The sequence below is a fragment of the Chlamydia muridarum str. Nigg genome (assembly GCF_000006685.1).
Taxonomy (GTDB): Bacteria; Chlamydiota; Chlamydiia; order Chlamydiales; family Chlamydiaceae; genus Chlamydia; species Chlamydia muridarum.
The window spans coordinates 253327-277699 of sequence record NC_002620.2; the positions used below are offsets into that span (position 1 = coordinate 253327).

Here is a 24373-nt window from a genome sequence, read left to right on the forward strand (position 1 = left end):
GGATAATACTCTGATTTTAAGCGTAGGATGAAGGTTCTTTCTGCCATTTTTTTTAATGACGGATAGGGACTGTAGGCTTCTTTGCTTCAAAATAGAATAGATAACGCGTATTCAACGTTTACAAGGATAGTTATGGTCGATCTACAAGAAAAGCAATGCACGATTGTTAAGCGCAATGGAATGTTTGTTCCTTTCGATCGGAACCGTATTTTTCAGGCTTTAGAGGCTGCTTTTCGAGATACTCGCAGAATTGATGATCATATGCCTTTGCCTGAAGATTTAGAAAATTCTATACGCTCTATTACGCACCAGGTGGTTAAGGAAGTCGTGCAGAAAATTACAGACGGACAAGTTGTCACTGTAGAGCGTATCCAAGATATGGTTGAAAGTCAGTTATATATTAACGGATTACAGGATGTTGCTCGCGATTACGTTGTGTATCGCGATGACCGTAAAGCGCATCGGGAAAAATCTTGGCAAAGCCTTTCTGTTATTCGCCGTTGTGGAACGACTGTTCATTTTAATCCTATGAAAATTTCTGCAGCTTTAGAAAAAGCTTTTCGTGCGACCGATCGAATTGAAGGAATGACTCCTGATTTTGTGCGTGAAGAGGTGAATGCATTAACGCAAAAGATTGTTGCAGAGATCGAAGAACGTTGCTCTCAACAAGACAGCCGCATAGATATTGAGCAAATTCAGGATATCGTTGAACAACAGCTAATGGTTGTTGGTCACTATGCTACTGCCAAGAACTATATTCTTTATCGAGAAGCTAGAGCTCGTGTCCGTGATAATCGAGTAGAAGATCAGATCGTAGAGGAGGCTCCTTCAGAGGAAACTTTTGAAGTTTTAAGCAAAGACGGTTCGACATACATGATTACGCACTCGCAGCTACTAGCTCGTCTAGCTCGCGCTTGCAGCCGTTTCCCTGAGACAACAGATGCAGCTCTTCTCACTGATATGGCTTTTTCGAACTTCTATTCCGGCATTAAGGAGTCGGAAGTGGTGTTAGCTTGTATTATGGCTGCTCGAGCTAATATCGAAAAAGAGCCTGATTATGCGTTTGTTGCTGCAGAGCTTCTACTCGATGTTGTGTATAAAGAAGCTTTAGATAGATCCAGAGGTGATGAAGACTTAGAACAAGTTTATCGCGATCATTTTAAACGTTACATCATGGAAGGCGATTCCTATCGTCTGAATCCAGAATTGAAAAATCTTTTTGATTTGGATGCTTTAGCCAATGCTATGGATCTGTCTCGAGATTTACAGTTTTCATACATGGGAATCCAAAACCTGTACGACCGTTATTTTAACCATGATGATGGTCGTCGTTTAGAAACTCCCCAAATTTTTTGGATGCGAGTGGCGATGGGATTGGCATTAAAAGAGCAAGATAAGACTTATTGGGCAATTACTTTCTATAACCTGCTTTCTACATTCCGGTACACGCCTGCTACCCCGACATTATTTAATTCGGGCATGCGACACTCTCAGTTAAGCTCCTGCTATCTTTCTACTGTACAGGACGATTTAGTGAATATTTATAAGGTGATTTCTGATAACGCAATGCTTTCTAAATGGGCAGGCGGTATCGGAAATGATTGGACGGCAATTCGTGCGACAGGAGCTTTAATTAAAGGTACAAATGGAAAAAGCCAAGGGGTTATTCCGTTTATTAAGGTGACTAACGATACTGCGGTTGCAGTTAACCAAGGTGGTAAGCGTAAAGGTGCTGTATGCGTGTACTTAGAAGTCTGGCATCTTGATTACGAAGATTTTCTTGAATTGAGAAAAAATACGGGGGATGACCGCCGACGTGCTCATGATGTAAATACAGCCAGCTGGATTCCAGATCTTTTCTTTAAACGCTTGCAACAAAAAGGGTCGTGGACTTTGTTCAGCCCCGATGATGTTCCAGGACTACATGATGCCTATGGAGAAGAGTTTGAGCGTTTATATGAAGAATATGAAAGAAAAGTAGATTCTGGAGAAATTCGGCTATATAAGAAAGTGGAAGCCGAAGATCTATGGAGAAAGATGCTCAGTATGCTTTTTGAAACAGGGCATCCATGGATGACTTTTAAAGATCCATCCAATATTCGTTCAGCACAGGATCATACGGGAGTTGTCCGTTGCTCCAATCTATGTACGGAAATCTTATTAAATTGCTCTGAGACAGAAACTGCTGTATGCAATTTAGGGTCCGTTAATTTAGTTCAGCACATTTTAGACGATGGATTGGATGAGGAGAAACTCTCTGAGACAATTTCTATCGCAGTTCGTATGTTGGATAACGTGATAGATATTAACTTTTATCCAACGAAAGAAGCTAAAGAAGCAAACTTTGCTCATAGAGCAATTGGTCTGGGTGTTATGGGATTCCAAGACGCCTTATATAAACTGGATATTAGTTATGCTTCCCAAGAAGCTGTGGAGTTTGCTGACTACAGCTCAGAATTGATTTCTTACTATGCTATTCAAGCTTCTTGTTTGTTAGCTAAGGAGCGAGGAACCTATAGCTCTTATAAGGGATCGAAATGGGATAGAGGATTGCTCCCTATTGATACTATTCAGTTGCTTGCGAATTATCGTGGCAAAGACAATCTTCAAATGGATACTTCGGTAAGAAAGGATTGGGAGCCTATCCGTAGTTTAATTCGAGAGCATGGTATGCGGAATTGTCAGTTGATGGCGATAGCTCCGACAGCTACTATCTCAAACATTATAGGCGTTACTCAATCAATCGAGCCTACGTATAAACATTTGTTTGTGAAATCCAATTTGTCCGGAGAGTTCACTATTCCAAATGTGTACTTAATAGAGAAATTGAAGAAACTTGGCATTTGGGATGCCGATATGTTGGATGATCTCAAGTATTTTGATGGATCGTTATTAGAAATAGAGCGTGTCCCGGATCATATAAAACATATTTTCTTAACAGCCTTTGAAATTGAGCCGGAATGGATTCTTGAGTGTGCGTCTCGAAGACAAAAATGGATTGACATGGGGCAATCTCTCAACCTTTATCTTGCACAGCCTGACGGGAAAAAATTATCCAACATGTATCTCACAGCCTGGAAAAAAGGTTTGAAAACGACATATTATCTCCGATCTTCGTCAGCAACGACTGTTGAGAAATCTTTTGTAGATATTAATAAAAGGGGAATTCAGCCTCGTTGGATGAAAAATAAATCTGCTTCGGCAGGAATTGTTGTTGAAAGAGCAAGTAAAACACCCGTCTGTTCGTTAGAAGAAGGGTGTGAGGTATGTCAATAACTAATCAAAATTAACAATTATTTAACGGTTCTTATGCAAGCAGATATTTTAGATGGAAAACAGAAGCGAGTTAATCTAAATAGCAAGCGCCTAGTGAACTGCAATCAAGTCGATGTAAACCAACTTGTGCCAATTAAGTACAAATGGGCTTGGGAACATTATTTAAATGGCTGTGCAAATAACTGGCTCCCTACGGAAATTTCTATGGGGAAAGATATTGAATTATGGAAATCCAATGTTCTTTCAGAAGATGAGCGACGAGTGATTCTTTTGAATTTGGGTTTTTTTAGTACTGCAGAGAGCTTGGTTGGGAACAATATTGTCCTAGCTATCTTTAAGCATGTTACTAATCCTGAGGCTAGACAATATCTTTTGAGACAAGCATTTGAAGAAGCTGTCCACACACATACATTTTTGTATATTTGTGAATCCCTTGGATTGGATGAAAAAGAGATTTTCAATGCCTATAACGAGCGTGCTTCGATTAAGGCTAAAGATGATTTCCAGATGGAGATCACTGGTAAAGTTTTGGATCCTAATTTCCGTACAGACTCTGTAGAGGGATTGCAAGAGTTTATTAAAAACTTAGTGGGTTATTACATCATTATGGAAGGAATTTTCTTCTATAGTGGATTTGTTATGATCCTTTCCTTCCATAGACAAAATAAAATGGTTGGTATTGGGGAACAATATCAATACATCCTGAGGGATGAGACCATTCATTTAAATTTTGGTGTTGATTTGATTAATGGGATTAAAGAAGAAAATCCCGAGATTTGGACTACGGAATTGCAACAAGAAATCATTGAAATGATTCAGCGTGCTGTGGACTTAGAGATCGACTATGCTCGAGATTGTCTCCCTAGAGGTATCTTAGGTCTAAGAGCATCGATGTTTATTGATTATGTACAACATATTGCAGATCGTCGTTTAGAGAGAATAGGCTTAAAACCAATCTATCATACAAAAAACCCTTTCCCTTGGATGAGTGAAACTATTGACCTTAACAAAGAAAAGAATTTCTTTGAAACAAGGGTTACTGAGTATCAGCATGCAGCAAGCTTAACTTGGTAAGCTTGATAAAGGGATAGACGGGCCCCAGCCAATAAGATAAGGCTGGGGTTTTTTATGGGTTGATAATTTTTCTAAGAAAATGAGAGTTTTTATAGTTTATAATTCCGTTTGTTTACCCGTGAATTTTTTGTAATTTTCTCATAATATTTTGTTGCCCTTTTATTAAAAATGGAAAAGGTCAAGCACTTCTCCTGAGACTGCTTTTAGAGTAGCAAGATTTGGGTATGGGGTTGGATGCAGCCTTTCGTAGACAAAGTATTTTTCAGTGAAACCACAAGATTTGAAATTACCCTATTTTTGGGAAGATCGTTGCCCAAAAATAGAAAATCACGTGTTCTATGTCCCTAGTTACTATCCTAAATATGAAGAATTTGTGATGCCTTCTTGGCAAAATCTCTTTGCTAATGAAGGTCCTGTTTGTTGTGAATTATGCTCTGGGAACGGAGATTGGGTAGTGGAACAGGCTTTAAAGGATACTTCGATCAATTGGATTGCGGTAGAAAAACGTTTTGATCGAGTTCGTAAGATTTGGTCAAAAATGAGCAATCATAAGGTAAATAATCTGCTCATTGTTTGTGGGGAAGCACAAACCTTTTTTACCCATTATGTGACGGATGCTTCCTTCCAAAAAATAGTCGTGAATTTCCCAGATCCTTGGCCTAAGTTTCGACATCGCAAACATCGCCTATTTCAAGATGTTTTTGTCCAAGATATGGTGCGAGTTCTTGTAGAGGGTGGGCAGTTAACTTTGGTTACTGATGACCACACTTATCTAACGAACTCTATTCAAGTTATGCTTAATTATCTTTCTCCTGGGATGCAGGATCCTTATTACGTCAATGTGAAAGACAATTATGGTGGGTCTTGGTTTGAAAACTTATGGAGATCTAAGGGAGAGAAAATTTTCTGTACAGAATTCGTAAAGAGAGTTGGGATATAGCTGACTTGAACAGCTGACCTTCACGATGTCAACGTGACGCTCTAACCAACTGAGCTAATACCCCAAACAATTCGCATACTTTATAAAGGAAATAGGATCTTTTTTCAAGAGGCTTATGATGTTAAAAGGGATAGATGTGCTTTTTAGTAATGTAATCAAGCTTTCGCATGCGATTTTTCAGCAGGTAGTCAAGCCTGGGGATGTTATTGTTGATGCTACCTGTGGGAATGGGAAAGACGCTTTGTTCTTAGCTCAATTACTTCAGGGGAAAGGGCGTTTGGTTGTTTATGATATTCAGCAAGAGGCGTTGGATCGAGCTAAAAATCATTTTGAAAATCATTTACTAATTGAAGAACGAAGGATTATTGAAATGAAGCTCTGCTCGCATGAGTATATTCAAGAGGAAGGTGCTAAGCTATTTCATTATAACCTCGGATATTTACCCAATGGGGATAAGCAGATTACCACGTGTAGAGCCTCCACAATTGCTAGTATTCAAAAAGCATTAGAGCTTGTATCTCCTTCAGGAGTGGTCAGCATTGTCTGTTATCCTGGGCATGAAGAAGGGGCAGAGGAGTTGCTCTGTGTAGATCAGTTAGCTGTGAATTTGGATCCGAGCAAATGGGAAGTGTGTACGCACTATTCCGTGAATAGAAAGAAAGCCCCACGCTTATTTCTTTTTAGGAAACGCCAAGATTAGGTTGAAAGGGAATAATGCGCACCTCTTTTTCCAAAGCAATTCCCTGTTGTTTAAGAGTTTTTTGAATGGTTTCAATAAGTTCTAGAACATCAGCAGCACTGGCATTTCCAGTGTTAATGATGAAATTGCCATGTTTTTGGGATATCTGTCCTCCCCCTATGGTTAGTCCTTTTAATCCTGCTTGATCAATAAGTGCTCCTGCAGACACGCCTTCTGGATTGCGGAAGATACATCCCACAGAAGGGTATTCGTACGGTTGTTTAAGGATGCGTTCTTCAATTAAAGCTTTTGCTCGTTGAGCTGCTTGAGAATCTCGAGTTAACTGGAATGTTGCAGAAACAATGAATGCAGTTTTTTTTTGAAAAGGCGATGTTCGATAAGAAAAAAGCAGCTCTTCTCTAGATAGTGAAAGTAAATTCCCCGCATGATCGATAATCTCTACGCTGACAAGAGATGAGGCCGTATTAGCTAATGCGGTTCCAGCATTCATAAATACGGCACCTCCAACAGTTCCTGGAATTCCTACAGCAAATTCTAGCCCTGAAAATCCTTTAGAAGAAAGCTGCCTCCCTAAAAGAGAAAAAGAAACTCCAGAAAGCACTTTAATTTGTGTATCAGAAAGGAATGTTTGGCCTTGGATATTATTGTATAGAACAAGACCATTGAATCCTTGGTCATGAAACAAGCAATTGGATCCCTTCCCTATAATAATATAAGGAATAGGAGAGGTGTGTAAGAATGAAAAAACTTTCAGAGCTTCATCAACAGAAACTAACTCTTTAAAGTATCGCGCAGGCCCTCCAATGCGAAAAGTAGAGAAGCGGTTTAACGGAACAGATTCTTGGACGGAGAAGGGAAATGCGTTAGTCATAAAATATATTGCAAAGTTGATCGTTGCGAAGAGGAAACACCATACATAACGGTATTTCCTTATGCTCTGTCATCTTAATTTGATAAGGGGTAATGCTAAAGATAAAAATTATATACGGTTAACCACACATAGAAGCGGGCTCTTGAGCTACCTGGTCAAAAATGGAACCTAAAACGGCAAGGATTAGCGAACTTCCTTCCACATAACTAAATTTTTTAATGAGGCGAGTTGTTTCCGCTATAAGAACTGCTGTTGGGATAGGGGAGCTTTCTTGATTCTGCTGATGTTCAAAAAGCATCATGCGTAAAATATTGCGCTCGATAATTGTCAGATTAGCAAGAGTGGTTGTGCGAATTGTCGCATTAAGCAGAGCATCCAGCTCTGACTGGTTGGCCCGAATTGCTTTGCAAAACATTAAGGCGTATAGTACATTTTTTTTTGAAACAGAGGCTTCTGTCATCAGCAGACTAACAAGAGAGTCCTCTCCCTTAGGGGCCATTTCCAGGGCGTACAATGCCTGTAAAACAAGTTCACGCAATTTTTGCTTTGGGAAAGGCCGGCTAGTACACACCACAGCACGAGCACTGTCAGAAGCCATTACTGACATGATCACACCTAAAAAAAGAATACAACGCTATGCACCCTATAACATGAAGGCTCAGCCTTTCCTCCTTTCTTAGGGCGCCGAAATGGAAGGAAGGCACTGAGTATATACCAAGAGTCATTTTTATGAAAGAGTAGACCTACTTATCTGTGATTGATTTGAAAATAAAAAATTTCTTGTCGAAGACTTCTCTTGAATAAGTTTATAGAATTCTTTTGAGGGAAAAAGGAGCGAAGTTTTCGGCGCAATACTTGATAATAATCCTTATCTATAGGTACCATGTAGCAGTCTGGAGCGGAGTCGTTTGGATTACGTCGCGAATGCGAAATTTGGTTTAGACCAAAAGGGAAGCCCTTCTTCTTGGAGAAGAGGGCTATAGTTTTGGGACTCTCCGCCGGCGATTACTAATTTTAGCAGGGTAGATGTGGCTTTAAACCTAAAAATAAATAGGCAGATACGAGCTCCCAGGGTGCGTGTAATAGGTTCTTCTGGAGAGCAGCTAGGCATATTGAGTATAAAAGAGGCCCTAGATTTAGCCAGGGAAGCTGATTTAGACCTTGTTGAGGTTGCTTCAAACTCAGAGCCTCCCGTATGTAAGATCATGGACTACGGGAAGTATCGTTATGACGTAACTAAAAAAGAAAAGGATAGTAAGAAGGCTCAGCACCAAGTGCGTGTCAAAGAGGTTAAGTTAAAGCCTAATATTGATGACAATGACTTTCTTACGAAAGTAAAGCAAGCTAGAGCCTTTATTGAAAAAGGAAATAAAGTAAAAGTTTCTTGTATGTTTCGGGGGCGAGAGTTGGCTTATCCCGAACACGGGCATAAAGTTGTTCAAAGGATGTGCCAGGGCTTGGAAGATGTTGGTTTTGTTGAGTCTGAACCTAAACTAAATGGCCGTTCTTTGATCTGTGTTATTGCTCCGGGAACACTAAAAACTAAGAAAAAACAGGAAAAAGTCCATGCCCAAGATGAAAAGCAATAAGTCCGTTGCGGCGCGTTTCAAATTGACTGGTTCTGGTCAATTAAAAAGAACTCGTCCGGGGAAAAGACACAAATTATCAAAAAGATCTTCGCAACAGAAACGCAACCTGTCTAAGCAGCCTTTAGTGGATCAAGGTCAGGTGGGCATGTATAAGCGAATGATGCTTGTTTAAAGGTAGAGGGTTTTAAATATGGTAAGAGCAACTGGTTCAGTAGCTTCTAGAGCGCGTCGTAAGCGCATTTTGAAACAAGCAAAAGGATTCTGGGGGGACAGAAAGGGGCATTTCCGTCAGAGCCGGTCTTCCGTTATGCGGGCTATGGCTTTTAACTACATGCACCGAAAAGATCGTAAGGGCGATTTTAGAAGCCTTTGGATCTCTCGTTTGAATGTGGCTTCTCGAATTCATGGTTTGTCCTATAGTCGCTTGATTAACGGACTTAAGCAAGCTGGAATTAATTTGAATAGAAAGATGTTGTCTGAGATGGCTATCCATGATCCTCAGGGATTTGCTTTAGTAGCTGCTCAAGCTAAACTCGCTTTGGAAGCTTCTATTCAGGGATAAAGGTTTATGACAATTCAAGAGGAACTTGAGGCTGTTAAGCAGCAATTTAGTTGTGATTTAAGCCTTGTGCATTCTTCTAAAGATCTTTTTGATTTGAAAGTAAAGTACCTTGGTAAGAAGGGAATCTTTCGAGGGTTTGCGGATCAGTTGAGGGAGTGTCCTGTAGAGCAAAAAGCGACTATTGGAGCTTCCATCAATGCTTGTAAGCAGTACATTGAGGAAGTTTTACTTGAAAAAAGTCAGGTCATTTTGGCCAAAGAAGAGGCAGAAGAGTTCCTTAAAGAGAAAGTTGATGTTAGTTTGCCCGGAGAGGATGCTCCTCTTGGGGGCAAGCATATTATCAAGAAAGTTCTCGATGATGTTGTAGACATTTTTGTTCGTTTTGGGTTTTGTGTCCGGGAAGCTCCTAATATTGAAAGTGAAAAGAATAACTTTTCTCTGCTTAATTTTGAGGAAGATCATCCCGCTAGACAGATGCAGGATACTTTTTATCTCGATCCGGTTACTGTCTTGCGTACACATACTTCGAACGTGCAGTCTCGGGAGTTAGCGAGAAATAAACCTCCTGTTAGAGTCGTCGCTCCAGGAGAGTGTTTCCGTAACGAAGACATCTCTGCACGTTCTCATGTGACCTTTCATCAAGTAGAGGCTTTTCATGTAGACAGAGATGTTTCTTTTTCGGACTTGACATCGATGTTGTCGGGGTTTTACCATATCTTCTTTGGTCGTAAGGTAGAGTTGCGGTATAGACACAGCTACTTCCCTTTTGTGGAGCCAGGGATTGAGGTAGATATTTCTTGCGAGTGCCGTGGGGCTGGGTGTTCTTTATGTAAACACTCGGGTTGGTTAGAGGTTGCTGGTGCTGGGATGATTCATCCGAACGTCTTGCGTCAAGCAAATATTGATCCGGAAGAATATTCTGGATATGCTTTGGGAATGGGTATAGAGCGTCTTGCGATGCTTAAGTACGGAATTTCCGATATTCGATTGTTTAGCGAGAACGATTTGCGGTTTTTGCGACAATTTTCTTAAGGAAGAATGGCAGAGCGGTTTAATGCACCTGTCTTGAAAACAGGAGACCTGAAAGGGTCCGGGGGTTCGAATCCCTCTTCTTCCGATTCTTTTTGAAGAACCTTTTTGGAGTGAAGAGTATGACTCTTCTTCTGAAAAGGTTTTTTTTTGCTCTCATTTGTTTTGTTTTAAATAATCTAGAATTCGTTTTATTTGCATATAGTTTGTTTGTAAAACAAATTCTTTGAAAGATAATTTGTTTTTAAAATAAACTAGAAACATTCTTTGAATAATAAAAAGCTTATTTTTTTACTAGCTCTCGGGGGAGACATGGAAAAGACTCGTAAGTTTGAAAAAGCTTTAGAGAATTTAGAGCAGTTAAAAAAAATTTCTTATGGCTATTCCGATGGAAATACGGCATCTCCCTCTCATAACAAAGCTCTTTCAGAAATGAAGGAAGCCTTACATTACATAGATCACTATTTCAAGCAAGCTGGGGCTTTCCATCAAAAAGACATAGATAAAGCAATTAAAGAGACAGATTTTCTTATTGCAGGAGTTCAGGATGTCTTTTCTTTTCTAGAAGATCGTAAAGAGGCAGTCTATCGTTCTCTTTCCAAAGATTACCTTCATCTCAATCACACTTATGATGTAGCTCGCGAATATTTAAATAATAAAGTAGTAGAACAAAAAGAGGCTCCATCTCCTTCTTTTGAGGTTTGTCAGGAACAAGAAGAGTTTTTAAATAACCTTGTGGAAGTGAAAAAAGATCGTTCCTACGAGCTTTTTTACATGGCAAACGAAAATAATAAGCGGTTTTATACAGATGCCTTGGCACAAATTATCTATAAACAGGGGAAGATTCATGAATCTATGCATGAAAATGATCCCCTAACGAAAACGATCGTATGGAATAGTGAAGAGGTAACTAAGTTAGCCTCTTCTTTAGTATATACAAGCGATATGCCCATTCGTTTGTTTTATCAGAAAGCTCTCACTAATATGAGTGCAGAACTCACGGTTAATGTGCATAATGCTTTAATGGCCTTGTTTTTAGCTCGTCATGAGGCCACAGCTGTAAGTCAACATCCAAAAAAAGAAAATCTCAGATATTTTAATGATTTTCTACATTTTTTAAGAAAAGCTACGGCTATTCTTAATGAGAAAGATTTGCTCGATTTGCAAGAAAAACATTCTCAATCTCTTGTCTCTTCGTTAAGTGCTAAATTATACGATCATACTATCGATTTTGAAGAAGCTATTAATTACATTGTTTTAAATATTTCTTCGAAAATCCAGAAAGAGGAAGGGAAAAAATCTTTATCTGCAGGACAATATGTCTCTGAAATCTATGACGAGTTACATAGATTATTCTCTAAGTACCCTAATGGGCCGTTATTTAAAGCTATAGATAGAATGCTCGATCCTTATTTGAAAGAGTTTGATCCGATTCTTTTGGGAATTCTTCCTTGTCTTGAGGGGAAACTTCATCAAGGGGACAAAGAGATAAAAATTATTCGTACACCAAGCCCTGTATCGCAAAGTTCTATCTTGTATGCTAACTGTAATGGGGAATTTCTACATTTTCTGGATTCTAAAATGCGACAAGGGGATAAGGTTTTGGTCGTAAACATTCAAAATCGCTTGTCTCGTAAAGATCGCGCTAGAAGTCGTATTATCGAAGAATCTTTGCAAAATTATCCTTCTACATATGTACTCGCATTCCCTGAACCTGAGGATTTGTTAGATGGATTAGAAAGGATTCATGGTGAGCTAGAAACATTCGCGGATTTCTTTTCTGTAGTGCAGCAAGAGTTTTTTAAGCCTAAGACTCAAGGATTTTGTCTTCTTCCAGAAGAAACAAAACAGCGTATGGGAGTTTTTCTAGAAAGAATCGTTCCATCTCTGAAAGATGTCTTCTTTTCAAAGAAAAAAATTTTATTCAAAAACGATAAAACTTTGCTTCTACATCTTATCTATTACTTTATCGTTTTTAATCTGATCGAACAGTTGGATCCTAATATTTTAGTGGTGATGTCTAAGGATGGTTTGGATTACGCCTCTATTTTTGTTTCTGGGTTTGCCTTTTTTGAAGATCAGGGAAGTTGGGATGAGGATAGCTTGAAACTTATGGTAGCAAAAATATTAGCTCCAACATTAGTGGCTAGAGATAGGCTAGTATTTGCTCAACATATGGAGCTATTCAGCAAGTTTCTAAATTGTTTAAGGAAAAATCGTCAAAATCTGAAAGATCTTCAAGCATTCTTTTCTTATGATTTAGAGAAATGGAAGTTTTCAGGTATTTAAGCAAGTTTCCGGTAAGCATATAGAGTGATTATAAGCATAACACTAGCTGGAATAAACATGACTTGCAGAGCCGGTAAAACGCTGTTATTAGCAAGAACCATTCCTGCTTTCAAAAACACGAAAAAGATGTTAATGGTGCCTAAAGGAACTAAGTAGGCCCAAGTAATTTTAGGAAGCCGATGAAAACGTAAGCAAAGGTAGGCGGATAAGATTACTGATGCTATGCAGAGTAAGGGAGAGATGAGCATATAGTAGAATAGCGTGAGCAAGGATAAAATCCTTTGAGGAACCGTTGTTAAAAGACCAAACTTTGCTGCATGCCAAGGAATAGCCTGAAAAAAGGCTGAGAAGCTGCAATCTCTTCCAGTTATGAAAATTTTTGAAAACGGATTGTCGTAATAGCTGAATTCTAATTCAGGGAACTCTTTCATATCAAAGAACTGAGTTAGAGATATCTCGTGATTTTCGTCTTCAGAAAAATAAGAAACCTCAAGTCCAATAGGAAGGGATGGGGTAGTGAAAGCGAGTTTTTTGATAGAGTAGATCGTTTTGGGTCCTTTAATCCAAAAAACATTATTCAGGGTAGCCGCCTTATGATTAATGGAAGAGAAAATAAGAACGGTTTGATCTTTCAGATAAAGCGCGGGAATTTTTTCCTGAGCTTTTTCTAAGGTCCCTTTGTCCATATGCTCTTTTGTAATAGAAATCTTTTCGCAAATGGGATGGAGCCATTGGAAGTTCGCATAAAGAAGAAGGGTAACTAAGGTACTAGACAGAATTAATGGGCGAATTACAGTTTTAAGCGAAAGACCTGAAGCTTGTAACAAAAGAATTTCTCGTTTGCTTTGCATTGAGAACAGAGTAATTGTTGAAGCAATCGCTACAAGTTGAGGAAGAATAAATTCCGCTTTCAAAGAAATTTGAGAAAGGTAGTAAAGCAAGGATAGTTGTAAAGGGGCTCCAGCAATAGCTGTCTTCCCTTCCCGAAAAGCGTGTAATGAATGGTGAATGGAAGCATAGAATATAACCGCTAAAAAAAATAAAGAAGAAAGGGAGAGCCAGAAGCGAGCGAGAATGTAGCGTTTCCAGATAGCCATATCTATGCATGTCCTTGATTTTCTTTATATATTCGCCAAGAAAAAATTAGCCATGAGAGTAGTTGGGGAAAAAGGAAAAGCATTAAAGCTGAAATAGGATGGGTGGTATTTTTCCCCACGATAAGAAAGATAAGATTGAGTACTGGAAATAGAACATAGATGAGAACTGGTTTACGGAAACGAGGTTTGTAAGTTCCCAAGGCTAATCCAGAGAAGGTCATCGTGCTACATAACAATCCTATGGCAACACGACGAAGTATTTCTGCAAGATGCAAATGAACATCTTGGATTAATTGTTTCCAGGGCAAATAATCTGTACGAGCTTTCATATAGGATTTCCCTGCAAATAAGGTCGCTGTAATTTTAGGGATAAACAATTCATCCAAAGTTTCTAGATAAAATTCATTAGGATTGGATGTACGAGCTTCCGAAAAGAGGGGGACTTTAGAAATTACCAAGACATTCTTAGCTTGAACAGAATCCTTGTTCACATCAGGAATAATGGTTTCAACAAACCCAATGTTGGATATCTCTTGGTTATGTTTTAAAGCAATAATTACGTTATCAAATTTGCTTTTCCCACAGTGGTCTATTGCAATAAAGATGCGGTCATTCTCTTTTTTTTGCAGGGTTTGTAGTAAAAGTGCTGGGGATGTCATGGCGATATTCGCGATTTCTTTCCCTGTTTGAAAGCGGCAAATAGAAGCTAGTTCCGAGCATGTGTAGAAATTGAAGCAGCAAAGGATTCCCGATGTGATTAAAATCGGAAAGATAATCATGCCTTGAGATGCTCCAGAAGCTTTTAAAAAGGTAATTTGGTTATTATCGGAGAGTTTGCGAAATAAGGTAAAAGCCGAAATAAAGCAAGAAGCTGGGAGTATAAAAGGAAGAAGGTAAGGAATTTGGTAAGCTGTGACTCTAAAGACGGTCGCATAAGGCACATCTTTAGCGATGTAGCTGACAATTTCTTGCAAAGAGCTAATGATAGAAATACAAATTAGACTAAGCGTACAGAAGACAGTTGTTTTTAAATAACGGAAAATAAGAACTTTCCATAGAATAGGCATGGCGATTCCGCAATAGACAATTAGTTAAACGTTTTAGTTAACAAAACTACGCGCATAGAAAAATCTTGTAAATCTGTGGATAGTTAAGAACGCTGTTATGGTAATCCGTTTATTCGAGAATGATAAGCAATTAGAAGTTTTTTTTTCTTCTTTAGACAAGAAAAAAAAATACTTGCTGGCGTTATCCGGCGGGAGTGATTCCTTATTATTAATGTATTTGCTGAGGTCTCGAGGCATTTCTTTCACGGCTGTACATGTGGATTATGGCTGGAGGGAGACTTCATATCAGGAAGCTTGTGATTTGGCTTCCTTATGCGAGCGGGAACAAATTCCTTTTATTTTAGATCGCCAGGAAGTCGCAAATCCTATGGATTTTAGTGACATCGAGAATATTGCTCGGCAATACCGTTACGAGTTATTTTATCGATTGTGTAAAGAACGACTTTTCGCAGGTGTGTTTCTAGGGCATCATGCAGATGATCAAGCAGAAACCATTTTGAAACGGGTATTTGAAGGAGCTCATCTTGGAAATCTCAAGGGAATGGCACGGTATGGAACATATAAGGGCATAACATTACTGCGACCGCTTCTACATATTACTAAGAGGCAAATTGTTGAAGCTCTTGATAATTATCGAATTGAGTATGTTCAGGATGCCACAAATGCTGATGAACGCTTTTTACGTGCAAGAATGAGGGAACAATTATTCCCTTATCTACAAGAGATTTTCGGGAAAAATATCAGACAGCCTTTGCTTTTTCTTGCGGAAGATTCTGCAGAGCTCAGAGAGTACTTAGATCAGCAAGCAGCACCTTTTTTATCGCAGGTTATTGATAATGAGATAGGACAATTTCTACCTGTGGGACAAGAGTTATTACAAACGGCCTTTTTGACAAAGTGGGTATGTAAGCAGTTTTTCTTCAAGCAGGGGCTTGTCGCTTCAAAGGGTTTTTTGCAAACGGTTTATGATCATCTCGTGCGAAGATCTGAGGCAAGATTACGACTTCGTAATCGAACCGTATTGGTAAAAGCTAGGGGAGTAATCATAGAAAGTATATATTGATGGTGTTTTCAGGGCTTTCATAGTATGGTTCATCAGATTGTTGAAAGAAAAACACTTCTTGTTTTTTATCTCTACAATTAGAGGTTTATAAACAAAATAATAAAATATTTTGATATATTGAATAATTATCTGCCTGTTTGATTAGCATTGTAGTGAGTTTTATGGCTAAAGATAAAAAAACAAATCCAGAATCTAAAAAAAGTTTTCCTACTGCTTTTTTCTTTCTTTTGTTCGGAGTAATTTTTGGCGTAGTTACAGTCCAAAACTTTTTCTCTGCTAAAAAAGCTTCGGTGGGCTTCAGCCATCAACTCGAACATCTCGTGAATCTCAAGTTACTGATTCCAGAAGAGAGCCGTAAGATCGCTTTGAATGATAATTTAGTGTCATTCAGTGGACGTTTCCGAGAATCTGTTCCAGCTGAAGGTCAGGTTCGGTACCAGTATCTTAATCTTATTGATCGTAAACATCAGATAGATTTTGAGTTGGAAGAAACAACGACATCCTTGTCGGTTTTATCAAAAGAAGTTCGTAATGCGGTCACTTGGTTTTCAGCTATTTCTGGAATGCCAATCCCTGAATCCGGTTATACTATTTCTCCTCGAACGGATGTAGGACTTTCGGTTTTAGAGCCTTTAGTTATTCATGGTCCTGTAAGTGTTCAGATTGTGAATCTGGCTACTTTGGAAGACCGGGTACGTTCTTTACCTAGATCTGCAGAAAGTCTTAGAGTTTTTGGTTCCGATTTGTATGCGTTGATTGGGAAATATCTTTCGCCAGCTTTGGGAATAGGCTCTGAATCCTTGAAAAAAGAAATTAAGGATTTGTATCAGCAGGTAGAAAGTTCTCTAACTCAAGTTGTTGAAGGGGAGCAGGCTATCACCTTGTACAAAACAGTATTAGAGACTTTACATAGGATTTCTTTATCGCTTGTTTCTCCAGAGGATGGAGCTCGTTTCAATCAATTGCGTTCCGTACGTCTGTATCGTGAAGATTTCAACAGATGTATGAAATTATTAGGGGAAAGTGATGAAATTCAAGCTCAGCTCGACAAAATTCGGGGTGAATTAGTCCAGGCTGTTTGGTATTTCAATAACCAAGAGCTTTCTTCTCGAGCTTTAGAGAAACAAGATCCTGAAGTTTTCAGCCGATGGTTTGAAGGTGCTAAACAAGAGTGGGCCGCGTTCTCTGGAAACAAATCTTTGTCATTTAGAGCTCCAGACCAGCCACGAAATTTAGTTTTAGAAAAAACATTTAGAAGTGAAGAGCCAACTCCCCACTATTCTAGTTATCTTTTCACTTTTATGCCGATTATTTTGGTCCTGCTATTTATCTACTTTATCTTTTCTCGTCAGGTAAAGGGGATGAATGGTTCCGCCATGTCATTTGGGAAATCTCCCGCGAGATTGTTAACAAAGGGACAGAATAAAGTAACGTTTGCTGATGTAGCAGGGATAGAGGAAGCTAAGGAAGAGCTTGTTGAGATCGTAGATTTCTTGAAAAATCCAACTAAGTTTACGAGCTTAGGGGGACGTATTCCTAAGGGGATTCTTCTTATAGGGGCTCCAGGAACAGGAAAAACTTTAATTGCTAAAGCTGTTGCTGGTGAGGCAGACCGTCCCTTCTTCTCCATAGCAGGCTCTGATTTCGTTGAAATGTTTGTAGGGGTCGGTGCCAGCAGAATTCGAGATATGTTTGAGCAAGCTAAACGAAATGCTCCCTGCATTATTTTTATTGATGAAATTGATGCTGTTGGTCGTCATCGTGGTGCTGGTATTGGAGGGGGCCATGATGAAAGAGAGCAGACTTTAAACCAGCTATTAGTGGAAATGGATGGCTTCGGGACAAACGAAGGGGTTATCCTCATGGCTGCAACAAACCGTCCAGATGTTTTAGACAAGGCTTTGTTACGTCCAGGACGATTTGATCGCCGTGTTGTTGTGAATCTCCCTGATATAAAAGGCCGTTTCGAAATTCTTTCGGTTCATGCTAAACGCATCAAATTGGATCCTACTGTGGATCTCATGGCAGTTGCTCGTAGTACTCCTGGAGCTTCAGGAGCCGATTTAGAAAATCTTCTGAATGAAGCGGCATTGTTGGCTGCTAGAAAAGACCGTACTGCTGTTACTGCGGTTGAGGTTGCAGAGGCTAGAGATAAGGTTCTTTATGGTAAAGAACGGCGTAGTTTAGAAATGGATGTTCAAGAGAAAAAGACAACAGCATATCACGAATCAGGACATGCTATTGTTGGGCTTTGTGTTGAGCATTCGGATCCTGTGGATAAGGTAACCATTATTCCTAGGGGATTGTCTTTAGGGGCTACACACTTCCTCCCAGAAAAAAATAAATTAAGCTACTGGAAAAAAGAGCTTTATGATCAGTTGGCTGTTCTTATGGGGGGACGAGCTGCCGAGCAAATTTTCCTAGGGGACGTTTCTAGTGGAGCACAACAAGATATTGCGCAAGCGACAAAGATCGTACGTAGTATGATTTGTGAATGGGGGATGAGCGATCAGTTGGGAACCGTAGCCTATGATGAGCGTTCGGATGCAGCTCCTACTGGATATGGATCTTATCATGAAAAAAATTATTCAGAAGAGACGGCTAAATCCATTGATAATGAGCTCAAGACTCTATTAGATGCTGCATATCAAAGAGCTTTGGATATTATTAACAGTCATAAGGAAGAATTAGAGCTTATGACTCAGATGTTAATAGAATTTGAAACTTTGGATTCTAAGGATGTTAAAGAAATTATGGACCATTCTTGGGATGCAGAGAAGAAGCGTGCTCGTATGAAGGAAGAAGGTATGTTGTATAAGAAAGTATCAGAAGATCTTCCTCCTCCCCCTCCCCAAGAAGATGTGCAGGATGGAACGTTGAAGTTTAATATCGGCACGTAATCTTGATGGTGAAATTCGAAACAAAAAAGAGAGCCTCCAAAAAGGGGCTCTCTTTTTTTATGGGTAAGAGATAAGCAATAAAGTTTCATCAATAAAAAAGCTAAGAGAGAATCCTCTCTTAGCTTTTCAGAGTTATTTGAATTTAGTAGGATCGTCTATTTTACTATTCTAAAGTTGCTTTATGGCTAAGTTTTAGTTGCCCCTTCTCATTGATGCTGAGCAACTTAACCGCTAGGCGATCACCTTCTTTTACGAAATCAGCTACATTGTCTACTTTTTGTTTAGACAATTCTGAAATATGACAAAGACCCTCTTTACCAGGAAGGACTTCTACAAATGCTCCAAAGGCCACAACGGAAGTGACTCGGCCGTTATAGATCTTGCCAACCTCAACTTCTCCCGTTAATCCCTCAATAAGCTCCTTAGCTTTATCGATAGATTCTTGGGTGTTAGCTGATATGTTAATGAGCCCGTTATCGTTAATGTCAACTTGAGCTCCTGATCGCTCAATAATTTGACGGATCTGTTTCCCTCCAGGACCTATTACTGTCGCGATTTTTGAAGTATTGATTTGCATAGTTTCAATACGAGGAGCATATCTGGAAACAGAATCATTAGGAGAAGACATTACCTGTGTCATAAGATTTAGGATATGGCTTCGACCTTGCTTAGCTTGGGCCAACGCCTGCTCCATGATCTCATGGGTAATTCCTTCTACTTTAATGTCCATTTGGAATGCTGTGATTCCTTCTTCAGTTCCCGCGACTTTAAAATCCATATCGCCGAGATGATCTTCTATCCCTGAAATATCAGAAAGGACAATAGCCTTATCTTGATCTAGGATTAGACCCATAGCAATGCCGGCTACAGGAGCTTTGATAGGCACTCCTGCATCCATCAGAGAAAGACAGCCCCCACATACAGAAGCCATAGAAGAAGACCCATTGGATTCTGTAATATTAGACTCCACTCGAACAGTGTAAGGGAATCGAGATGCTTCAGGAAGGACATGACTTAAAGCTTTTTCAGCTAATTTTCCGTGACCTATTTCGCGTCTCCCTGGAGATCCGATTCTACCAACTTCTCCTACAGAGAAAGGAGGGAAAAAATACTGCAAATAAAAGCGCGCTGCTCCATCCCCATTTAGGTCTTCAAATCGTTGTGCCATACTTTCACCCCCAAGTGTGCATACAGCTACACTTTGTGTTTCTCCACGGGTAAATAGGCAGCTTCCATGTGTTCGTGGAAGGAAAGAGACTTCTATGGAAATAGGGCGAATTTCTGTTGTACTTCGTCCGTCTACGCGAATGCCGAGATCTCTAATTAAAGCTCGCATTTGATTGGATTTTGCATTCTTAAATGCAGCTTTCACGTTCAATAAAGAAAAATCACTTTCTTCTTGAACTAAGTTGGCGACAACAGATTCTTCTAACTCTTTTGAGACTTGTTCTAAAGCGTCTCTATCTCTAAAAGACAGTGCTTTTTCGAATTTTTCTCTAATAAAATTCGAAACAACATTTTGCACATCTTCCGGCAGATCAAGGACAGCCGAGAGCTGTTTTTCCTTACCAATCGCTTTCTGCCAAGCTTCAATAGCGTCACATATTTTAGCTATGTATTTTTGTCCAAAAGCAATAGCTTCTAAAACTTGCTCTTCAGTCAAAAAGTCGCAATGACCTTCGATCATTAATACCGCAGAAGCTGTTCCTGCCATAACGAGATCAAGCTTGGATGCGTCTAACTCATCTTTAGTTGGGTTAACTACCCATTTTCCTTCGACGAGACCGACGCGTACACCTGCAACAATACAATTCTGAGGGACCTCTGAGATAGCTAAAGCTGCAGAAGCTCCACAAATAGCTAAGGGGTCTGGTAAAGTTTTCCCGTCATAAGACCAAACGTAGGACAAGACTTGAATGTCTTGCATAAGTCTATTAGGGAATGATGGACGCAAAGAGCGATCTATCAGTCGAGAAATAAGAATTTCTTTCTCGGAGGGACGACCTTCGCGTTTCAGAAATCCTCCAGAGGTTTTCCCCGCGGAGGAAAACTTTTCTTGATAGTCTACTCTGAAAGGCAGAAAATCTACGGCCTCTGATAAAGAGGCCGCGCACGCTGATGAAAAAACCCAAGTTTCATTCATTTTGACAAGAACAGCTCCATTGGCTTGGCGAGCTATTTTCCCTGTCTCGAAAATCAGTGTCTTATCTTTGTCTAACGCAACAGAAAAAGTCTCAAAAGCCATGAAGTTGTCCTAAAACGAAATCGGGTATTATTTTCTCAAGTTAAGGCGAGCGATTAAATTTTTATATCTTTCAGTATCAGTAGAATTTAAGTACTCTAAGAGCTTTCTTCTCTGCCCTACTAATTTTAGCAAAGCCAAGCGAGAATTTTGATCTTTAGGAGATCTTTTAAGGTGCTCCTTGAGTTCCGTTATGTGCTCAGTCAGAATAGCAATCTGCACATCCGCTGAACCTGTGTCTTTTTCGTGAAGTTGAAATTTTTTAGTAATTTCTTCTTTAGTGCCCTTATCCAAAGACATTCGCTGTCTCCTTAAATACAAAAAATGCCGTAATGGCCAATTATACCTAAGAGGTTTGTTAATGTACATCTTTTGCTAGAGTAAGAAGTTTTTTTTCTTTATTGAGCGAAATGTAAGACGTCGATTAAGTGATTTGTAGTATGTTATGAGGGCTTTTTGGTTAAGATAAAGGCTTGCTAATTATTGAAAGAAGCAAAGCTTTTTTTTATTAGGTTATAGTTATTTTTATGTGTATAGAAAAAGATTTATTTTTCATGAAGAAGGCTCTAGATGAGGCTAGGAAGGCATATGAACTAGATGAGGTTCCTGTCGGTTGCATCATTGTTCAAGGAGATGCGATCATAGCTAGAGGTCACAATAGTGTGGAGCGATTAAAAGACCCGACAGCGCATGCTGAAATGATTTGTATTAGTGCGGCAGCAGAGTATCTCCAAAATTGGAGGCTAAAAGATACCACTCTGTATTGTACTTTAGAGCCCTGTCTAATGTGTGCGGGAGCAATTCAGTTAGCGCGTATTCCCAGAATTGTTTGGGGGGCTCCTGATTTGCGATTGGGGGCTGGAGGTAGTTGGTTAAATGTTTTTTTGGAAAAACATCCTTTTCATCAAGTAGAGTGCTGCCCAGGGATTTGTCATCAAGAGTCTGAATGGTTGATGAAAAACTTTTTTTGGGAGAAAAGAAAGGAGAAAAATGAAAAATAAAATTTTTGAGTTACTTAATCACCTATATTCTAAGCAGGAAAAACGGCTAATGACTCTGGGTACTAGCATGGTTCCCGAATTGACAACAGAAGATCTTTTACAGCCGATGGATTATGATGAACTCGAGGGGAACCCTTCTTTTAGATTTGAAGAGGGGGTTTTGAGTGGGATAGGAGAGGTTAGAGCCGCTCTTTATTCCTTTTTTTCTGACCAAGAAGACTCCATGCGTGAGGAGTTTTCTAGCGATATATCCCTCTGTAAGGATTAGGAATTTTCTCTCTATAGCAAAAAAATACGGCTAAAACCATAGATAGCACAGAACCGAGTAAGGCTGCGTAAGCTCCGGACAGAATAAGAATAAGAAAATAGAAATGCAGAAGAAGGATGAAGCTCCATTTTCTAGATAAAGAGATGGGGAAAATGGGAAGAGTAAGTCTTTTTTCTGGATCTAAGAAAACTCGCACGATCAAAAGGGCACAAATTAAGCTTTCTGGTCCAAATAAGGATTGAGAGCTGCCGATTAACCATAAGAAGGCCCAAATGCTAATCCCCACGATACTTACTTGAGTGGTAAGAAGAAAAATAAAGCGGCTCATTCCTAATTTGCGGATAATCGCATCTGTAGCTTTATAAAATAGAATGAAATCCAAAGTATTACGCATGAGCAAGCGTTGCGTAATTTCCAAGCTCCGAGAATCACTAAGATTTAGGGTGTCTGCTGTGACTAGAGGGTAGGTAAACCACTGCCAAAAATAATGTTGACTGATCCCTTTCACGGAAAGAGCGAGCCACTCTATAGGGCCACGCATTTGAAAAAAATATTGTAAGAAAAACGCGATGAAAGGAGCTGAGCAGGAAGTTACCAGCACTAAAAGAGGAAGCCGTTTAAGGGCTCTACCTAAAAATGGGGTGTGTTTGTACTTGTCTGGGAAGATAACTCTCATGAAGGAGAGACCTTTTTGCAAAAGTGTTTACAATGGGCCCTATTATCTAGGCTGTGTTTTTGGCTGTCAACCTTCCTTTTGTTCTCTTATAAGTTTGTTTTTTTAGGCGCAAGGAAACCTCAGCGCCTAAAAATTTAATCTGAAGGGGAGGTTGTAAGGTTTGCTTTAATAGTTAAATCGACAAGAGAGGAGAGGAGAGCGGAAACTGCTTGAAGAATTTGCATGGATTCTGTGGATGTAGCATTCACTGATTTTTGGTTTGCTTGGGCGCGTTGTTGAGCGGCTGCTAGCTCTTGTTGGATAAGCTCCCTATTGGCAGTAATTTGTTGGTTGGATGTCTGAAAAGCTTGAATCGTAGTATTGTTAGTGTATTCATCGTCAGACCCTTGTTTTTTTTCCAAAGATGGAACGTATAACAATGGGAGGTTAATCAGCTCTTTGGTTTTGCGTTGTTGTTCGAGTGTATTTTCTTGCAGAACAGACATAATGGCCTGACTGTACTCTGTTGTGGATGAAGAAAGTTGAAGCATGACAGCGATGCAAAAATACATAGCAGACTGCTTATTGATTTCAATGGATTTGGGTACTACCAACGTGGAGTCTGGTGTAACAATAGTTCTCTTTGGTAGATCAGGTATGATTGCACTACTCATCTGGATACCTTTTTTTAGATGTTTGCGATCAAGCTAACGATTTGTGAGAATGTTTGAATGAGCGCCTGACCAACTTGCAAAGATTGTTGGATAATGTTGTTGTTTGTGTTTAAGTTACTAGAAATTACCTGAGAGGCATTCCCTAATCCAGATATCTGGTTTTGGATCGCTTGTCTAGATGCTCCTACGGCTTGGTTAACGGATTGTACGTTTTGCAAATACGCGGAGTTTTGTGAGTTTACTTGGTCTTTAGGAATCGTTGTATATTGGTACAGAGCTTCTTCATTGTTTAAGAAGGTTTGTGCCGCAGCATTCGCCTGAAGTTGTTCTGCAACTAGTTCCAGGTTATGTTGAGCCACAAGCACAGATTGGTAGATGTAGTAAACTGTAACGATAAGCGGATTAGAATCTTTCGCAAAGCGAGATATAATCTCATCGGCTGTTGCGGAGTTAGTTGTTCCTGTAACCGGAGGAGTTTCGGGTAATTGTACAGCGGCTTTCACTGATTCTTGAGGATGAAACCACATATTTTTTGCCTCAAATTAGTCTAGGGGGTTAAGACAGGGGTTTGTTTAACTGGTTAACTGTGCTACCTACGGAGTTCAAAGTTTTGATGAAAGAAGAGTTCATTTGTGCGATTTGTTGCATGATATTGATGTTTGTGGAGGCATGGGAAAGAATAATTTGTCCGTTTTGTCGGGCGGTTACTAATTGGTCCTGAATGTTAGATCTTTGCGCAGAATAGTTTTGGTTTTGGTTTTGTACCCGTGTGATTTCGTCCTCTTTGGCTCCAGCATTAACAACGGCGTATTTAATGCGATTAGTTTCTTGGTTTAATTGTTGTTGGATATTAGTATTGTCGTTGAGTTGTTGAGACTGTGTAAGAACCGTTTGCTGACGTATTTCTACAGCCTCTAAAAGAAGCGAATAAATACCGAATAAGAGTTCCGCCATTGGAGGGGTTCTCAGTGGTTCTAATGGAGGTAAAGCAGAGACGTATTTTGAGTCTTTTGCTGGTGGGATAGGTGCTGACATATTCTAAAATTTTTTTTGTTTTTATTTTTTATTTTACCAGT

23 protein-coding genes and 2 tRNA genes are annotated in these 24373 nt (G+C 39.5%); 14 read left to right on the forward strand and 11 right to left on the reverse strand.

From position 1 onward, the window contains the following. The first annotated feature begins 132 nt into the window (after positions 1-132). From TC_RS01080 to TC_RS04775, 3 genes are all read left to right on the forward strand, one after another. The gene (locus TC_RS01080; RefSeq protein ID WP_010229837.1) at positions 133-3276 is read left to right on the forward strand and encodes a ribonucleoside-diphosphate reductase subunit alpha; all 3144 of its coding nucleotides are present in this window, start codon (positions 133-135) and stop codon (positions 3274-3276) included. Positions 3277-3309: 33 nt separating this feature from the next. Further along, positions 3310-4350, forward strand: a complete 1041-nt coding sequence (locus TC_RS01085) for a ribonucleotide-diphosphate reductase subunit beta (RefSeq protein ID WP_010229839.1) — start codon at positions 3310-3312, stop codon at positions 4348-4350. A gap of 265 nt (positions 4351-4615) precedes the next feature. Next, positions 4616-5290, forward strand: a complete 675-nt coding sequence (locus tag TC_RS04775) for a tRNA (guanine(46)-N(7))-methyltransferase TrmB (RefSeq protein WP_010229841.1) — start codon at positions 4616-4618, stop codon at positions 5288-5290. Here TC_RS04775 and TC_RS01090 read toward each other — a convergent pair. Then, positions 5281-5354: transfer RNA gene (locus TC_RS01090), tRNA-Val, on the reverse strand. The genes TC_RS04775 and TC_RS01090 overlap by 10 nt on opposite strands. Before the next feature lie 51 nt (positions 5355-5405). On the opposite strand from TC_RS01090, the gene TC_RS01095 reads away from it, so the two are divergent. Continuing rightward, positions 5406-5990, forward strand: coding sequence for a class I SAM-dependent methyltransferase (locus TC_RS01095; RefSeq protein ID WP_010229843.1), 585 nt, complete (start codon positions 5406-5408; stop codon positions 5988-5990). On the opposite strand, the gene murB is transcribed toward TC_RS01095, so the two are convergent. After that, positions 5971-6861 carry a UDP-N-acetylmuramate dehydrogenase gene (gene murB, locus TC_RS01100; protein WP_010229846.1) on the reverse strand — a complete coding sequence of 297 codons (891 nt, stop codon included), beginning with the start codon at positions 6859-6861 and terminating at the stop codon, positions 5971-5973. The two genes, TC_RS01095 and murB, sit on opposite strands and share 20 nt — an antisense overlap. A 118-nt stretch (positions 6862-6979) precedes the next feature. Continuing rightward, positions 6980-7468 carry a transcription antitermination factor NusB gene (gene nusB / locus TC_RS01105; protein ID WP_010229848.1) on the reverse strand — a complete coding sequence of 163 codons (489 nt, stop codon included), beginning with the start codon at positions 7466-7468 and terminating at the stop codon, positions 6980-6982. 421 nt (positions 7469-7889) lie between these two features. Between nusB and infC the strand changes: the two genes are divergently transcribed. The 6 genes from infC to TC_RS01135 all read left to right on the forward strand — a co-directional run bounded on the left by infC (position 7890) and on the right by TC_RS01135 (position 12330). Then, positions 7890-8450 (forward strand): translation initiation factor IF-3, encoded by a 561-nt coding sequence (infC, locus tag TC_RS01110; protein ID WP_010229851.1) that lies wholly within the window; start codon positions 7890-7892, stop codon positions 8448-8450. After that, positions 8428-8622: a 50S ribosomal protein L35 gene (gene rpmI, locus TC_RS01115; protein ID WP_009872221.1), complete on the forward strand. Its 195-nt coding sequence runs from the start codon at positions 8428-8430 to the stop codon at positions 8620-8622. The genes infC and rpmI overlap by 23 nt, the downstream gene beginning before the upstream one ends. 18 nt (positions 8623-8640) lie before the next feature. Beyond that, positions 8641-9012 (forward strand): 50S ribosomal protein L20, encoded by a 372-nt coding sequence (rplT, locus tag TC_RS01120; protein ID WP_010229859.1) that lies wholly within the window; start codon positions 8641-8643, stop codon positions 9010-9012. A 6-nt stretch (positions 9013-9018) separates the two neighbouring features. Continuing rightward, positions 9019-10044 carry a phenylalanine--tRNA ligase subunit alpha gene (gene pheS, locus TC_RS01125; protein WP_010229860.1) on the forward strand — a complete coding sequence of 342 codons (1026 nt, stop codon included), beginning with the start codon at positions 9019-9021 and terminating at the stop codon, positions 10042-10044. Continuing rightward, positions 10045-10129, forward strand: a tRNA-Ser gene (locus TC_RS01130). 224 nt (positions 10130-10353) lie between these two features. After that, positions 10354-12330, forward strand: a complete 1977-nt coding sequence (locus tag TC_RS01135; RefSeq protein ID WP_010229862.1) for a hypothetical protein — start codon at positions 10354-10356, stop codon at positions 12328-12330. Here TC_RS01135 and TC_RS01140 read toward each other — a convergent pair. Then, a complete protein-coding gene (locus tag TC_RS01140; RefSeq protein WP_010229863.1) occupies positions 12327-13427 on the reverse strand; it encodes an LptF/LptG family permease in 1101 nt (366 codons plus the stop codon). The genes TC_RS01135 and TC_RS01140 overlap by 4 nt on opposite strands. A 2-nt stretch (positions 13428-13429) precedes the next feature. Further along, positions 13430-14494: an LptF/LptG family permease gene (locus tag TC_RS01145; RefSeq protein ID WP_010229864.1), complete on the reverse strand. Its 1065-nt coding sequence runs from the start codon at positions 14492-14494 to the stop codon at positions 13430-13432. 97 nt (positions 14495-14591) lie between these two features. On the opposite strand from TC_RS01145, the gene tilS reads away from it, so the two are divergent. Together tilS and ftsH are read left to right on the forward strand one after the other, a co-directional pair. Next, the gene (tilS, locus tag TC_RS01150; RefSeq protein WP_010229866.1) at positions 14592-15557 is read left to right on the forward strand and encodes a tRNA lysidine(34) synthetase TilS; all 966 of its coding nucleotides are present in this window, start codon (positions 14592-14594) and stop codon (positions 15555-15557) included. 161 nt (positions 15558-15718) lie between these two features. Next, a complete protein-coding gene (gene ftsH / locus TC_RS01155; protein WP_010229868.1) occupies positions 15719-18457 on the forward strand; it encodes an ATP-dependent zinc metalloprotease FtsH in 2739 nt (912 codons plus the stop codon). A gap of 163 nt (positions 18458-18620) precedes the next feature. Here the strand turns inward: ftsH and pnp are convergent, their stop codons facing one another. Together pnp and rpsO are read right to left on the reverse strand one after the other, a co-directional pair. Further along, entirely contained in the window at positions 18621-20702 is a 2082-nt protein-coding gene (pnp, locus tag TC_RS01160; protein WP_010229870.1) for a polyribonucleotide nucleotidyltransferase, read from the reverse strand. A 27-nt stretch (positions 20703-20729) separates the two neighbouring features. Next, positions 20730-20999 carry a 30S ribosomal protein S15 gene (gene rpsO / locus TC_RS01165; RefSeq protein ID WP_009872230.1) on the reverse strand — a complete coding sequence of 90 codons (270 nt, stop codon included), beginning with the start codon at positions 20997-20999 and terminating at the stop codon, positions 20730-20732. Positions 21000-21226: 227 nt separating this feature from the next. Here rpsO and TC_RS01170 point away from each other — a divergent pair, with 227 nt between their 5' ends. Both TC_RS01170 and TC_RS01175 read left to right on the forward strand, forming a co-directional pair. Further along, complete coding sequence (locus TC_RS01170) at positions 21227-21700, forward strand: nucleoside deaminase (protein WP_010232772.1); 474 nt, start codon at positions 21227-21229, stop codon at positions 21698-21700. After that, positions 21690-21968, forward strand: a complete 279-nt coding sequence (locus TC_RS01175) for a hypothetical protein (RefSeq protein ID WP_010904292.1) — start codon at positions 21690-21692, stop codon at positions 21966-21968. Before TC_RS01170 ends, TC_RS01175 begins: the two co-directional genes overlap by 11 nt. Here TC_RS01175 and TC_RS01180 read toward each other — a convergent pair. The 4 genes from TC_RS01180 to TC_RS01195 all read right to left on the reverse strand — a co-directional run bounded on the left by TC_RS01180 (position 21940) and on the right by TC_RS01195 (position 24332). Then, a complete protein-coding gene (locus TC_RS01180; protein ID WP_010229897.1) occupies positions 21940-22644 on the reverse strand; it encodes a hypothetical protein in 705 nt (234 codons plus the stop codon). The two genes, TC_RS01175 and TC_RS01180, sit on opposite strands and share 29 nt — an antisense overlap. Positions 22645-22778: 134 nt before the next feature. Then, entirely contained in the window at positions 22779-23297 is a 519-nt protein-coding gene (locus TC_RS01185) for a CT847 family type III secretion system effector (protein WP_010229899.1), read from the reverse strand. Positions 23298-23311: 14 nt separating this feature from the next. Beyond that, a complete protein-coding gene (locus TC_RS01190) occupies positions 23312-23824 on the reverse strand; it encodes a DUF720 domain-containing protein (protein ID WP_010229902.1) in 513 nt (170 codons plus the stop codon). Positions 23825-23852: 28 nt separating this feature from the next. Beyond that, positions 23853-24332 carry a DUF720 domain-containing protein gene (locus TC_RS01195; RefSeq protein WP_010229905.1) on the reverse strand — a complete coding sequence of 160 codons (480 nt, stop codon included), beginning with the start codon at positions 24330-24332 and terminating at the stop codon, positions 23853-23855. Between the last annotated feature and the right edge of the window lie 41 nt (positions 24333-24373).